Source organism: Variovorax sp. GW531-E2 (genome assembly GCF_059423125.1).
The window spans coordinates 25,616-38,985 of the sequence record NZ_JBWKXQ010000041.1 but is presented as its reverse complement, the minus strand read 5'-3'; the positions used below and the strand labels follow the sequence as shown (position 1 = coordinate 38,985).

Genomic DNA, 13,370 nt, shown 5'->3' with positions numbered 1-13,370 from the left:
ATGATTCAGTCCACGCTAAGGAGATTTCCTCCGAAAGCGATTGTGAATCGAATCGAATATCCACGCACCCAACTTTGCCGAAGGAGCCTTTCATGACCGTCCAAGCCACCCCCACCGCCGGCGCCAAGCTGCTCACCCCCACCGACCACACGCTGGTGATGATCGACTTCCAGTCGCAGATGGCCTTTGCCACGCACTCGATCGACGCCGTGAACCTGCGCAACAACGCCGCGCTGGTGGCGCAGGCGGCGGCCGGCTTCAAGGTGTCGACCATCCTGACGACCGTGGCCGAGAAGAGTTTTTCGGGCCCGATGTTCAGCGAGATCACCGACGCCTTCCCGGGCCAGAAGATGCTCGACCGCACCTCGATGAACACCTGGGAAGACGCCGCCGTGATCGAGCGCGTGAACGCCATCGGCAAGCCGCGCATCGTGCTGGCCGGCCTGTGGACCAGCGTGTGCATCGTGGGCCCGGCGCTGTCGGCGCTGGACCAGGGCTTCGAGGTGTACGTGATTGCCGACGCCTGCGGCGACGTGTCCACCGAGGCGCACAACCGCGCGATGGAGCGCATGGTGCAGGCCGGCGCGCAGCCGATGACCTCGCTGCAGTACCTGCTGGAGCTGCAGCGCGACTGGGCGCGTGGCGACACCTACGAGTTGACGACCGGTATTGCGAAGAAGGTGGGCGGCGCCTACGGTCTGGGCGTGACGTACGCCAAGACGATGTTCGGCGCCCACGAGGGTTGAGCGCAGCGCACCCGCAAGGCCGACCGACCATGAAGACCTATGTCGTTTCCCTCGCGCTCGGCCTGCTGGTCGGCGTGATCTACGCGCTCTTCCAGGTGCGCTCGCCGGCGCCGCCGGTGATCGCCCTGGTGGGCCTCTTGGGCATCCTGCTCGGCGAGCAGATCCCGCCGCTGGTGCGGCAGGTGTTCGACCGGCCGGCCGCCAGCTCGTGGCTGCATGACCAGGTCAAACCGCACGTGTTCGGCGAGCTGCCGACCTGCGCGCAGCCCGGGGCGGTGAAGACCGCCGCCGGCGGCAGCCGCCCGTCCGAGCGGAGCGACGCATGAACGCCCCCGACCCGCAACGCCGCCACTTCCTGGGCGCCCTCGGCGCCTTTGCAGCCACCACCCTCGCACCCGCATCCACCATGGCCACCACCCAGACCCCCGACCTCATCCTGCGCAACGGCCGCTTCACCACGCTGGACCGTGCCAACCCCACGGCCGACGCGGTGGCCATCAAGGACGGCCGCTTCACCCGCGTGGGCCGCGCCGAAGACGTGCTGCCGCTGGCCGGCAGCCAGACCCGCGTGATCGACCTGCAAGGCCAGCGCGTGCTGCCGGGCCTGATCGACAACCACCTGCACATCATTCGCGGCGGCCTGAACTACAACATGGAGCTGCGCTGGGACGGCGTGAAGAGCCTGGCCGACGCCATGGGCATGCTCAAGCGCCAGGTGGCGATCACGCCCGCGCCGCAGTGGGTGCGCGTGGTGGGCGGCTTCACCGAGCACCAGTTCGTCGAGAAGCGCCTGCCGACCCTGGCCGAGCTGAACGCGGTGGCGCCCGACACGCCGGTGTTCATCCTGCACCTGTACGACCGCGCGCTGCTCAACGGCGCCGCGCTGCGCGCCGTGGGCTACACCAAGGACACGCCCGCGCCGCCCGGCGGCGAGATCGTGCGCGACAGCGCCGGCAACCCCACGGGCCTGCTGCTGGCCAAGCCGAACGCGGCCATCCTGTACGCCACGCTGGCCAAGGGGCCGAAGCTGCCGTTCGACTACCAGCTCAATTCCACGCGCCACTTCATGCGCGAACTCAACCGCCTGGGCGTGACCGGCGCCATCGACGCGGGCGGCGGCAACCAGAACTACCCCGACGACTACGAAGTGATCCAGAAGCTGCACGACGACGGGCAGCTCACGATCCGCCTGGCCTACAACCTCTTCACGCAGAAGCCCAAGGCCGAGAAGGACGACTTCCTGAACTGGACCGCCAACTCCAGGTACAAGCAGGGCGACGACTACTTTCGCCACAACGGCGCGGGCGAGATGCTGGTGTTCTCGGCGGCCGACTTCGAAGACTTCCGCCAGCCGCGCCCCGACATGGCGCCCGAGATGGAAGGCGACCTCGAAGGCGTGGTGCGCATCCTGGCGCAGAACCGCTGGCCGTGGCGCATGCACGCGACCTACGACGAAACCATCAGCCGCTCGCTCGACGTGTTCGAGAAGGTCAACAAGGACACGCCGCTGGCCGGCCTGAACTGGTTCTTCGACCATGCCGAGACGATTTCCGAGAAGTCGATGGACCGCATCGCCGCGCTCGGCGGCGGCGTGGCGGTGCAGCACCGCATGGCCTACCAGGGCGAGTACTTCGTCGAGCGCTACGGCCCCGGCGCGGCCGAGGCCACGCCGCCGGTCAAGAAGATGCTGGAGCGCGGCCTGAAGGTGTCGGCCGGCACCGACGCGACGCGCGTGGCCTCGTACAACCCGTGGGTGTCGCTGTCGTGGCTGGTCACGGGCAAGACGGTGGGCGGCATGCAGCTGTACCCGCAGCGCAACTGCCTGGACCGCGAGGCCGCGCTGCGCATGTGGACCGAGAACGTCACCTGGTTCTCGAACGAGGAGGGCAAGAAGGGCCGCATCCAGGAAGGCCAGCTGGCCGACCTGGTGGTGCCCGACCGCGACTTCTTCGCCTGCCCGGAATCGGAGATTGCCGACACCACGGCGCTGCTCACGATGGTGGGCGGCAAGGTGGTCTACGGCGCCGGCCCGTTCGCCGCGCACGACGAAGGCGGCCTGCCGCCCGCCATGCCCGACTGGTCGCCCGCGCGCACCTTCGGCGGCTATGCCGGCTGGGCCGACACGGCCGAGGGCGCGCCGCTGCAGAAGGTGATGCGCAACGCCGCGATGTCGTGCGCCTGCGCCAACGACTGCAACGTGCACGGCCACAGCCACGCGACGGCCTGGAGCAGCAAGCTGCCCATCGCCGACCTGAAGAGCTTCTGGGGCGCGCTGGGTTGCGCCTGCTGGGCGGTGTGATGAAGGCCATGCACTGGACCCTGTCGCCCGCCGTGCGCTGGATCGCCTTGCTGCTGCTGTGCGCGGCCTACCTGCAGGGCGGCCTGAACAAGGCGCTGGACTTCAACGCCGCCATCGCCGAGATGAACCACTTCGGCCTGTCGCCGGCCGGCCCGCTGGCCGTGGCGGTGATCGTGCTGGAGCTGGGCGCCGCGGCGCTCATCCTCACCGGCTTCTGGCGCTGGCTCGGCGCGCTCGCGCTGGGCGGCTTCACGCTCATGGCGACCTTCGTCGCGCTGCGTTTCTGGGAGATGCCGCTGGGGCAGGAACGCTTCATGGCGGCCAACTCCTTCTTCGAACACCTGGGCCTGGTCGGCGGCTTCGTGCTGGTTGCCTGGCTCGACCTCAAGGAGCGCCACGATGACTGAGCCCCAAGCCAAAGCCGCCGGCGCGTTCGCGCCGCTGCGCCAGCCGGTCTTCGCCGTGCTGTGGGCCGCCACGGTGCTGGGCAACATCGGCAGCTTCATGCGCGACGTGGCCAGCTCGTGGCTGGTGACCGACCTGTCGGCCAGCCCGACGGCGGTGGCGCTGATCCAGACGGCGGCGACGCTGCCGATCTTCCTGCTGGCGATTCCGGCGGGGGTGCTGTCGGACATCCTCGACCGCCGGCGCTTCCTGATCTTCGTGCAGGTGCTGCTGGCCGCGGTGAGCGGCACGCTGCTGGTGCTGTCGCACACGGGCACGCTCACGGTCGAGTACCTGATCGCGCTGACCTTCGTGGGCGGCATCGGCGCGGCGCTCATGGGGCCGACCTGGCAATCGATCGTGCCGGAGCTGGTGCCGCGCAGCGAGCTCAAGGGCGCGGTGGCGCTGAACTCGCTGGGCATCAACATCGCGCGCTCCATCGGGCCGGCGGCGGGCGGGCTGATCCTGGCGAGCTTCGGCGCGGCCGCCACCTACGGGCTGGACGTGCTGAGCTACGTGTTCGTGATCGCGGCGCTGTTGTGGTGGAAGCGCCCGGCGGCAGTGGACAGCGGGCTGTCCGAGAACTTCTTCGGCGCCTTCCGCGCCGGCCTGCGCTACACGCGGGCCAGCAAGGAACTGCACGTGGTGCTGCTGCGCGCGGCGGTGTTCTTCCTGTTCGCCAGCTCGGTGTGGGCACTGCTGCCGCTGGTGGCGCGCCAGATGCTCGGCGGCACGGCGAGCTTCTACGGCATCCTGCTGGGCGCCGTGGGCGCAGGCGCCATCGGCGGTGCGCTGGTGATGCCGCGGCTGCGTGCGCGGCTCGATGCCGACGGCATGCTGCTGCTGGCCTCGCTGCTCACGGCCGCGGTGATGGGCGCCCTGGTGTTCGCGCCGCCGCAATGGCTGGCGGTGCCGATGCTGGGCGTGCTGGGGCTGGGCTGGATCATCGCGCTGACCACGCTCAACGGGGTGGCGCAGTCGATCCTGCCGAACTGGGTGCGCGGGCGCGGGCTGGCCGTGTACCTCACGGTGTTCAACGGCGCCATGGCCGCCGGCAGCCTGGGCTGGGGCCTGGTGGCGCAGCAGATCGGCGTGCCGGCCACGCTGGTGGCGGGCGCGGCGGGGCTGGTGGTGATGGGGCTGGTGTTCCACCGCGTGCGGCTGCCCGCCGGCGAGGCCGACCTGCAGGCCTCGAACCACTGGCCCGAGCCGCTCCTGGCCGAGCCGGTGGCGCACGACCGCGGGCCCGTGATGATCCAGGTCGAGTACCGCATCCGCAAGGAAGACCGGCCGGCGTTCCTCGATGCGATGAAGCGCCTGTCGCTCGAGCGCCGCCGCGACGGCGCCTACGCCTGGGGCGTGCACGAGCACACGGCCGACGCCGAGCGCGTGATGGAGTGGTTCCTCGTGGAGTCGTGGGCCGAGCACCTGCGCCAGCACCACCGCGTGTCGCACGCCGACGCCGACCTGCAGGCCGAGGCGCTGCGCTTTCACATCGGCCCGGGCAAGCCCGAGGTGCATCACTTCCTGGCGCTCTGAGCGGCGCGGATTCTTTCTCTTTCCCTTTCACCCTTTCGTCCATCTCAAGGAAAAACCATGACCACACTGACCCTTCGCGACGGCACCGAGCTCTATTACAAGGACTGGGGCAGCGGCCAGCCCATCGTCTTCAGCCACGGCTGGCCGCTGAGCGCCGACATGTGGGACGCCCAGATGCTGTTCTTCGCCGAGCGCGGCTACCGCGTCATCGCGTTCGACCGCCGCGGTTTCGGCCGCTCCAGCCAGCCCTGGACCGGCTATGACTACGACACCTTCGCCGACGACATCGCCGAGCTGATCGAAAAGCTCGACCTGAAAAACGTGATCCTGGCGGGCTTCTCGATGGGCGGCGGCGACGTCACGCGCTACATCGCGCGCAAGGGCAGCGCGCGCGTGGCGAAGCTGGCGCTCATCAGCGCGGTGACGCCGCTGTTCATGAAGACCGCTGACCATGCCGTGGGCCCCGAGGCGTCTCTGTTTGCGGGCATCCGCGCCGGGCTGGCCGCCGACCGGGCGCAGTTCATCGACGACTTCAGCACGCTGTTCTACGGCACCAACCGCCCGGGCGCGAAGGTGTCGCAGGGCGTGTTCAAGCAGACGCTGCAGATCGCGCTGCAGGCCTCGATCAAGGCCACCATCGACTGCGTGACGGCGTTCTCCGAGACCGACTTCCGCCCCGACATGGCGAAGATCGACGTGCCCACGCTCGTGATCCACGGCGGCGACGACCAGGTCGTGCCCTTCGAGGCCACGGGCAAGCTGGCGGCCGAAATGATCAAGGGCAGCCAGCTCAAGCTGTACGCCGGCGCGCCGCACGCCACCTGCACCACGCACGCGGCGCAGGTGAACGCCGACCTGCTGGTGTTCATCCAGGGCTGAGGCCGGGTGTGTCGAAAGGGCCGCGCCCGGCGGCCCTTCCGGCGCGAAGGGCGGCGCCGGTGGCGATAATCCGGCGATGCGAATCCGCTTTACCAAGATGCAGGGAGCCGGCAACGATTTCGTCGTGCTGGACGAAACGCGCGGCACGCTGGGCCTCAGCGCCGCGCAGTACCGCTTCCTGGCCGACCGCCATTTCGGCGTCGGCGCCGACCAGATCCTCACGGTGCGCCCGTCGCCCGCTGCAGGCATCGACTTCCAGTACGTGATTCACAACGCCGACGGCGGCGAGGTGGAGCAGTGCGGCAACGGGGCGCGCTGTTTCATGCGCTTCGTGAGCGAGCACGGCCTGACCGAGAAGAAAGACGTGCGCGTGCAGACGCTGGCCGGCGTGATCGAGCCGCGCATGGGCGACGACGGCCGCGTGACGGTCGACATGGGCGCCCCGGTCTTCGAACCGGCGCGCGTGCCCTTCGACACGGCCGGGCTCGACCCGCAGCACGAAGGCGCGTGGCAGAAATGGCACCTGGCGCTGGGCACCCGGGCCGGCAGCGCTATCGTTTCGGTAGCGGTGCTGTCCATGGGCAACCCGCACGCGGTGCAGGTGGTCGACAACGTCGACACCGCGCCGGTGGCCGAACAGGGCCCGCAGATCGAGCATCACCCGCGTTTTCCGCAGCGCGTGAATGCGGGCTTCATGCAGGTGGTCGACCGGTCGAATATCAAGCTGCGGGTGTTCGAGCGCGGTGCCGGCGAAACGCTGGCCTGCGGCACGGGCGCCTGCGCGGCCGTGGTGGCGGGCATTCGCCTCGGGCTGCTGGACACCCGCGTCGACGTGCAGACGCACGGCGGCATTCTCACGATCGAGTGGCAGGGCGACGGCCGGCCGGTGCTCATGACAGGACCGGCCACGACGGTGTTCGAGGGCGAGATCGACGTGCCCGACATTTCGGAACAGCCATGACCCAATTCACCCACGACAACAACGCCATGAACCCGATCACCGAAGACGACATCGCGAACTACCTGTCGAACACCCCCGACTTCTTCGAGCGCCACGCCCAGCTGCTGGCGCAGGTGCAGCTCACCAGCCCGCACGGCAACCGCGCCGTGAGCCTGCAGGAGCGCCAGGCCGAGATGCTGCGCGAGAAGATCAAGGCGCTGGAGCATCGCCTGATGGACATGGTGCGCCACGGCACCGAAAACGTGGTCATCGCCGACCGCCTGCAGCGCTGGACCAAGGGCCTGTTGACCACGCGCGACCCGCGCAGCCTGCCGTACCGCATCGCGGTCGACCTGCAGTCGCTGTTCCTGGTGCCGCAAACGGCCATCAAGGTGTGGGACTGCGGCACCGAGTACCTCAACGAAGCCTATGCCCAGTGGGTGAGCGACGACGTGAAGGCGCTGGCCACCTCGCTCACCTCGCCTTATTGCGGGCTCAACGCGGGCTTCGAGGCGGCCAACTGGCTGCCCGAGCCGCAGGGCGCCGCGTCGATCGCACTGATTCCGCTGCGCCCCGACGCCGAGTCGCCGGCCTTCGGCCTGCTGGTGCTGGCCTCGCCGGACGCGCAGCGCTTCAACGCCGAAATGGGCACGGACTTTCTCGAGCGCATCGCCGAGCTGTCGTCGGGCGCGCTGTCGCGGCTGCGCCCTTGAGCCGTTCGAGCAGCCGCCCCGCAAAAAGCGGGTGGCGCCGCCGGCCCTGGCTGACCGGCCTGTGCCTGGTCCTGCTGGCCGGCGTGCTGACGTATGTCGCCATCGCCGGCGTGATCTGGCAGCGTGCCGAGGCCGCACTGGCCGGCCCGCTGCCGCGCGCGGCCGACGTGGCGCTGGTGCTGGGCAACCGCGCCTACCTCGACGGCAAGCCGAACCCCTGCCTCACGGGCCGGGTCGACCAGGGCATCGTGCTGGCGCGCGCCGGTCGCGCGCAGACGCTGGTGTTCTCGGGTGGTGTCGACGTGGAAGACGGCCGCATCGAAGCCGAGGTGATGCGCGACCACGCCACGGCCGAGGGCTACACGGGGCCGATGGTGCTGGAGTCGGTGTCGTCGTCCACGCGCGCCAACCTGTCGCTGTCGCGCACGGTGCTCGAAGCCAATGGCGTGCGCAGCGTGATCATCGTGTCGGAGCCGTACCACCTGTGGCGCATCGAGCGCCTGGTGCGTGCCAGCGGCTTCGACCAGGCCTTCGACGTGCAGTACGCCGCCGCGCCCACCTCGTGCTGGCGCCGCTGGGGCATGCTGTTCAAGGGCGCATTGCGCGAGCCGGCGGCCATCGTGAACAATGCGTCGCTCGGTTATCTGTTCTAGCTAGCGCGGCCCCGCGCAGCGCACGGAGCACGACGACACCATGGAATGGATCGACAAATACCTCGAACACGTGCGCGTGGAGCGTCGGCTCGCGCCGCGCACGGTCGAGCTGTATGCCTTCCACCTGCGCGCGCTGACCGACCATGCCGCCGAGGCCAACCTGCCGCTGGACCGCGTGCAGACCGCCCACATCCGCCGCTGGATGGCGCAGTTGCACAGCGCCGGGCGCGAGCCGCGCGGCATTGCGCTGGTGCTGTCGTGCTGGCGCAGCTTCTACCGCTGGCTCGGCCATGAAGGGCTGATCGGCTTCAACCCGGTGCAGGACGTGCACGCGCCCAAGGCGGGCCGGCCGCTGCCGAAGGCGCTGGGCGTGGACGACGCGGTGCGCCTGGCCGAGCTGTACGACCCCGAGGCCGATCCCTGGACCGAAGCGCGCGACGGCGCCATCGTCGAAATGCTTTATGGCTGCGGCCTGCGCGTGAGCGAACTCACCGGGCTCGACGCCCAGGCCAGCGCCACGGCGCTCGGCTGGGTCGATCTCGACGCCATGGAAGCCCACGTGCTCGGCAAGGGCAGCAAGCGGCGCAGCGTGCCCGTGGGCAGCAAGGCGGCCGAGGCGCTGCGCGACTGGCTCGCGGTGCGCGGCGAGCGCCAGGAGTCGGCGCTGTTCGTCAGTGCGCGCGGCGCGCGCATGTCGTCGCAGGCGGTGTGGAAGCTGCTGCGCGAGCGCAGCCTGAAGGCCGGCCTGGCCGCGCCGGTGCATCCGCACATGCTGCGCCACTCGTTCGCGAGCCACGTGCTGCAGTCGAGCAGCGACCTGCGCGCAGTACAGGAGCTGCTGGGCCATGCCAACATCGCGACCACGCAGGTCTACACGCGGCTGGACTTCCAGCACCTGGCCAAGGTCTACGACGCGGCGCATCCGCGCGCCAAGGCCCGGCCGGACAAGGACGGCAAGTAGCCACGGCCCGTCGCCTGCATCGTTTTCTTTCGTCTTTCATTTCTTCTTTCATTCATCTCCCATGAAAACCCTCCGCCTCAAGCCGGGCAAGGAGCGCTCGCTCCAACGCCGCCATCCCTGGGTCTTCGAATCCGCCATTGCGCGCGGCGGCGCGGACTCGGGGGAAACGGTGCGCGTGGAGTCGCACGACGGCCACTTTCTCGCGTGGGCGGCCTTCGGCCCCACCTCCAAGATCCGGGCACGGGCCTGGAGCTTTGACGAGAAGCAGCGCATCGACGCTGCTTTTTTTTCCACGGTCTGCACGCGCGCGGTGCATGCGCGCGGCCTGTTCGACCTGCAGAGCGACGGCGTGCGGCTGGTGCACGGCGAGGCCGACGGCCTGCCGGGGCTGATCGTCGACCGCTACGGCGACACGCTGGTGGCGCAGTTTTTGTCGGCCGGCGTGGAGCGCTGGAAAGACGTGCTGGCCGATGCGCTGCTCAAGGCCACGGGGCTGACCAAGCTGTATGAACGCTCCGACGCCAGCGGCCGCGAGCGCGAGGGCCTGAAGCCGGTCACGGGCTGGCTGCGCGGCGAGGGCCCCACCCAGATCACCATCCGCGAGCACGGCTGGCAGCTGTCGCTGGACATCGCCACCGGGCACAAGACCGGCTTCTACCTCGACCAGCGCGACAGCCGCCAGCGCTTTGCCGAGCTGGCGCAGCACCGGCGCTTCCGGCGCGTGCTCAACTGCTTCTGCTACACGGGCGGCTTCACCGTGGCCGCGCTCGCGGGCCTGAAGGCGGCCGGGGCGCTCGAGGGGGCCTCGCTGGTGTCGGTCGATTCGTCGCAGCCCGCGCTCGAGCGGGCGCGCGCGCACCTGGCGCTCAACGGCTTCGAAGGGCAGGGCATTGCCACGGAGTTTCTCGATGCCAACGTGAACACGGTGCTGCGCGAGTTCATCGACCAGGGCCGCACCTTCGACGCCATCGTGCTCGACCCGCCGAAGTTCGCGCCCACGGTGGCGCACGCCGAGCGCGCCGCGCGTGCCTACAAGGACATCAACCGCCTGGCGCTCAAGCTGCTGGAGCCGGGCGGCGTGCTGCTCACCTTTTCCTGCTCGGGCGGCATCAGCGCCGACCTGTTCCACAAGATCGTGGCCTCGGCGGGGCTGGATGCCGGCGTGGACGGCTACATCGCCGAACGCCTGGGCGCCGCGCCCGACCACCCGATGACCATCGAATTCCCGGAAGGGGAGTACCTGAAGGGGTTGGTGGTGGTCAGAAAGCCGCTGTGAACGGGGGCTTGACCCCGTCGGCAACGCAACTCAGTGGCATTGGCTAAACTGCCCGCCAATCCCCCGCCTTTTTCTGTTTTCCGTTTCCGGAGCACTTTTCCATGGCCCTCATTCCCGCGACCATCCTGACCGGCTTTCTCGGCTCGGGCAAAACCACGCTGCTCAAGCGCATCCTGACCGAGGCCCATGGCCAGAAGATCGCGGTCATCGAGAACGAGTTCGGCGAGGAGAACATCGACAGCGACATCCTCGTGACCGAGTCGAAGGAGCAGATCGTGCAGATGAGCAACGGCTGCGTCTGCTGCACCATCCGCGAAGACCTGCGCGAGGCGCTGCAGCTGCTGGCCGCCAAGAAGCGCCAGGGCCTGCTCGACTTCGACCGCGTGGTGATCGAGACCACCGGCCTGGCCGACCCCGGCCCGGTGGCCCAGACCTTCTTCATGGACGACGAGATCGCCGAGAGCTACCTGCTCGACTCGATCCTCACGCTGGTCGATGCCAAGCACGCGCCCCAGCAGCTGAACGACCGCCAGGAAGCGCGCCGCCAGGTGGGCTTTGCCGACCAGATCTTCATCAGCAAGAGCGAGCTGGTGTCGGCCGAAGAGACCGACGCGCTCATTCACCGCCTGAAGCACATGAACCCGCGCGCGCCGCAGCAGAAGGCGCACTTCGGTGACGTGCCGCTGAAGGACATCTTCGACCTGCGCGGCTTCAACCTGAACGCCAAGCTGGACATCGACCCCGACTTCCTGAAGGAAGACGACCACGACCATCACGACCATGACCACGCGCATGGCGAGGCGTGCGACCACCCCTCGCACAAGCACGAGGGCCACGGTCACCATCACCACACGGACGACGACGTGAAGAGCTTCGTCTACAAGGCCGACCGCGCCTTCGACCCGGCCAAGCTGGAAGACTTCCTGGGCGCCATCGTGAACATCTACGGCCCGCGCATGCTGCGCTACAAGGGCGTGCTGAACATGAAGGGCACCGAGCGCAAGGTGATCTTCCAGGGCGTGCACCAGCTCATGGGCAGCGACCTGGGCCCGGAGTGGGGCAAGGACGAGGCGCGCCAGAGCCGCATGGTGTTCATCGGCATCGAGCTGCCGCGCGAGATCCTGGAGCAGGGTCTGGAGCAGTGCCTGGTCTGAGCACGTTCGACTGAGCTGACGAAATAAAAAACGGCGCTGGCCTTGCGGTCAGCGCCGTTTTTCATGGGGTGGCCGTGCTTACTTGCCGAAATTCCCCATCGGCTTGCCCAGGAGCTTGAGCTGGCCTTCGCTGAACTCGACCTGGCTGACCAGGTCGTCGCCCGTGCGCTTCACGTAGCCGTTGGCTTCGCCCTGTTCGATCAGGCCCGCGAGCATTTCAGGCGGCGGCGTGCGGCCGCTCTCGGCGCCGGTTTCGGCCAGCTTCTCGATCCACTTCACGGGCACGCGCGCGTTGGCCTTGAGCACGCCGCGCTTGAGCACCAGCGCGTTGCCGGGCAGCTGCAGGTCTTCGTCGGTCACGCCGGCGAGGGCCACCGAGTAGCTGAGCTCGGCGCTGTGGCCGCCGATCTCGACCAGCATGCGGTCCAGGCCGGCTTCGGGGCTGTGCTTGGCCATGGCCTTGAGGTCGGGCGCGAGCTGTTCGATGAGCGCCTGCATCGCGTCCTTCTGGGCCTTGCTGCGCTGGCCGCAGCCGGCACCGGCGGTCGACTGCAGCCAGGCGTCGGCCAGCTTCTTGTAGCCGGCCGCCTGGATGCGGCGCGCGCTGCTGGCGATCTCGAACTTGTCGATGGCGGTCTCGTTGACCTTGCCCTTGCCCTTGAAGGCGCCCTCGGAGGCGTACAGGCCGTCCTTGATGGTGGCTTCGCCGGTCAGGTCGATGCTTTGCAGCAGCACCTTGATCGCCTTGGCGGGGGCGGCCTCGGTGCCCGCGCCCAGGCCCAGGCCCTTGGGCGCGTTCAGTTCGAAGCTGTCGAGGCGGCCTTCGGACTTGCCGGTGGCGAGCATCCAGCCGGCGCTGCCGTCCATGTCGGCCTTGGCGGTGAACTTGCCCATCTTCAGCTGCACGCCCTTGGAGGCGGTGCTGACGTCCAGGCCGGGCATCGTCATGTCGTAGCGCACGTGGGTGCGGGCCGCGTTCATGTCCAGGCGGGCCTGCGCGCCTTGCCAGGCGAACTCGCCCTTGCCTTCTTCGGCCAGCTTGGCGGGCGCGACGGTGAAGTCGCTGGTGAAGCCGCCGCCGAAGCCGACCTGGGTGCGCGCGGTCAGTGGCTTGGCCTTGCCGAACAGCTTCTCGGCTTCGGCCTGCGCCTTGGCGTCGAGCACGAGTTCGCTGTCGATGACGGCCGCGGCCAGCGCGGCGCCGGCGATCGGGCCGTGGCGGATGGTGTCGCGGATGGTGATGCGCACGGGCTTGGGCGGGGTGGCCGCGGCGTCGCTGTCGTCTTCGGCGGGTTCTTCTTCGTCGCCTTCGGTCGCGGCCTCGGCGACGTCGGTCGTGGCGGCGGCCGGCGCGGCGGCGGGTGCCGACGCGGCAGGGGCGGTGGCGGCTTCGGCCTCGGCCGGGCAGCCCAGTTCGAGCGTCACGGTGCTCACGGCACCGAGGAAATTGCGTTCGTAGCTGCGCTCGATCACGCGCACCAGCGCGGTCTGCTTGGGCAGTTCGCCCAGGGCGACGTCGTAGCTCGATTTGATTTGCGTGCCGGCCCACCAGGTGCTGCCGCCGTAGGCGACGGCGATGGCCGCGGCCAGGACTCCCAATACTGCTTTTTTGCTCAAGATTATTTTCCGATCGGTTGTTTGAAGGGCCGCCGCGGTGTCTCCCCGACCCGCGGCGTGCCTGCGCCACCCCCTGTGGCGGCGCCGGGCGATGCTACCGGAGCAGGGCAGTGCGTCACCCGATGGCCTTGCGTTTCGAGTTCTCTATA

At 69.1% G+C, this 13,370-nt stretch carries 13 protein-coding genes; 12 read left to right on the top strand and 1 reads right to left on the bottom strand.

The annotated features are described in order from the left end of the window. Positions 1-92 precede the first annotated feature (92 nt). The 12 genes from AC07XP_RS21785 to AC07XP_RS21730 all read left to right on the top strand — a co-directional run bounded on the left by AC07XP_RS21785 (position 93) and on the right by AC07XP_RS21730 (position 11,604). Positions 93-746 carry a hydrolase gene (locus AC07XP_RS21785; RefSeq protein ID WP_062474264.1) on the top strand — a complete coding sequence of 218 codons (654 nt, stop codon included), beginning with the start codon at positions 93-95 and terminating at the stop codon, positions 744-746. 29 nt (positions 747-775) lie between these two features. Further along, entirely contained in the window at positions 776-1,072 is a 297-nt protein-coding gene (locus AC07XP_RS21780; protein WP_495265843.1) for a DUF1427 family protein, read from the top strand. A gap of 80 nt (positions 1,073-1,152) precedes the next feature. Next, entirely contained in the window at positions 1,153-3,045 is a 1,893-nt protein-coding gene (locus AC07XP_RS21775; protein WP_495265858.1) for an amidohydrolase, read from the top strand. 8 nt (positions 3,046-3,053) lie between these two features. Then, on the top strand, positions 3,054-3,452 hold the full coding sequence (locus AC07XP_RS21770; RefSeq protein ID WP_492686307.1) for a DoxX family protein: 399 nt from the start codon (positions 3,054-3,056) through the stop codon (positions 3,450-3,452). Next, positions 3,445-5,028, top strand: a complete 1,584-nt coding sequence (locus AC07XP_RS21765; protein WP_495265842.1) for an MFS transporter — start codon at positions 3,445-3,447, stop codon at positions 5,026-5,028. Before AC07XP_RS21770 ends, AC07XP_RS21765 begins: the two co-directional genes overlap by 8 nt. Positions 5,029-5,085: 57 nt before the next feature. Then, a complete protein-coding gene (locus AC07XP_RS21760) occupies positions 5,086-5,907 on the top strand; it encodes an alpha/beta fold hydrolase (RefSeq protein WP_495265841.1) in 822 nt (273 codons plus the stop codon). A gap of 76 nt (positions 5,908-5,983) precedes the next feature. Further along, the gene (gene dapF, locus AC07XP_RS21755) at positions 5,984-6,868 is read left to right on the top strand and encodes a diaminopimelate epimerase (protein WP_495265840.1); all 885 of its coding nucleotides are present in this window, start codon (positions 5,984-5,986) and stop codon (positions 6,866-6,868) included. Beyond that, positions 6,865-7,560, top strand: a complete 696-nt coding sequence (locus tag AC07XP_RS21750; protein ID WP_062474254.1) for a DUF484 family protein — start codon at positions 6,865-6,867, stop codon at positions 7,558-7,560. The genes dapF and AC07XP_RS21750 overlap by 4 nt, the downstream gene beginning before the upstream one ends. Then, complete coding sequence (locus tag AC07XP_RS21745) at positions 7,557-8,213, top strand: YdcF family protein (RefSeq protein WP_495265839.1); 657 nt, start codon at positions 7,557-7,559, stop codon at positions 8,211-8,213. Before AC07XP_RS21750 ends, AC07XP_RS21745 begins: the two co-directional genes overlap by 4 nt. A gap of 40 nt (positions 8,214-8,253) precedes the next feature. Further along, entirely contained in the window at positions 8,254-9,174 is a 921-nt protein-coding gene (locus AC07XP_RS21740) for a tyrosine recombinase XerC (RefSeq protein ID WP_495265838.1), read from the top strand. 61 nt (positions 9,175-9,235) lie between these two features. Then, positions 9,236-10,450, top strand: a complete 1,215-nt coding sequence (locus tag AC07XP_RS21735) for a class I SAM-dependent rRNA methyltransferase (RefSeq protein ID WP_495265837.1) — start codon at positions 9,236-9,238, stop codon at positions 10,448-10,450. 101 nt (positions 10,451-10,551) lie between these two features. After that, the gene (locus AC07XP_RS21730; protein ID WP_062474247.1) at positions 10,552-11,604 is read left to right on the top strand and encodes a CobW family GTP-binding protein; all 1,053 of its coding nucleotides are present in this window, start codon (positions 10,552-10,554) and stop codon (positions 11,602-11,604) included. Between the two features lie 78 nt (positions 11,605-11,682). Here the strand turns inward: AC07XP_RS21730 and AC07XP_RS21725 are convergent, their stop codons facing one another. After that, positions 11,683-13,221 (bottom strand): YdgA family protein, encoded by a 1,539-nt coding sequence (locus AC07XP_RS21725; protein ID WP_495265836.1) that lies wholly within the window; start codon positions 13,219-13,221, stop codon positions 11,683-11,685. Between the last annotated feature and the right edge of the window lie 149 nt (positions 13,222-13,370).

Coding starts and splice junctions, on each gene's coding strand:
- dapF (WP_495265840.1), top strand. CDS start 5,984: ATGCGAATCCGCTTTACCAAGATGCAGGGAGCCGGCAACGATTTCGTC.
- AC07XP_RS21730 (WP_062474247.1), top strand. CDS start 10,552: ATGGCCCTCATTCCCGCGACCATCCTGACCGGCTTTCTCGGCTCGGGC.
- AC07XP_RS21750 (WP_062474254.1), top strand. CDS start 6,865: ATGACCCAATTCACCCACGACAACAACGCCATGAACCCGATCACCGAA.
- AC07XP_RS21740 (WP_495265838.1), top strand. CDS start 8,254: ATGGAATGGATCGACAAATACCTCGAACACGTGCGCGTGGAGCGTCGG.
- AC07XP_RS21760 (WP_495265841.1), top strand. CDS start 5,086: ATGACCACACTGACCCTTCGCGACGGCACCGAGCTCTATTACAAGGAC.
- AC07XP_RS21785 (WP_062474264.1), top strand. CDS start 93: ATGACCGTCCAAGCCACCCCCACCGCCGGCGCCAAGCTGCTCACCCCC.
- AC07XP_RS21765 (WP_495265842.1), top strand. CDS start 3,445: ATGACTGAGCCCCAAGCCAAAGCCGCCGGCGCGTTCGCGCCGCTGCGC.
- AC07XP_RS21780 (WP_495265843.1), top strand. CDS start 776: ATGAAGACCTATGTCGTTTCCCTCGCGCTCGGCCTGCTGGTCGGCGTG.
- AC07XP_RS21770 (WP_492686307.1), top strand. CDS start 3,054: ATGCACTGGACCCTGTCGCCCGCCGTGCGCTGGATCGCCTTGCTGCTG.
- AC07XP_RS21775 (WP_495265858.1), top strand. CDS start 1,153: ATGGCCACCACCCAGACCCCCGACCTCATCCTGCGCAACGGCCGCTTC.
- AC07XP_RS21735 (WP_495265837.1), top strand. CDS start 9,236: ATGAAAACCCTCCGCCTCAAGCCGGGCAAGGAGCGCTCGCTCCAACGC.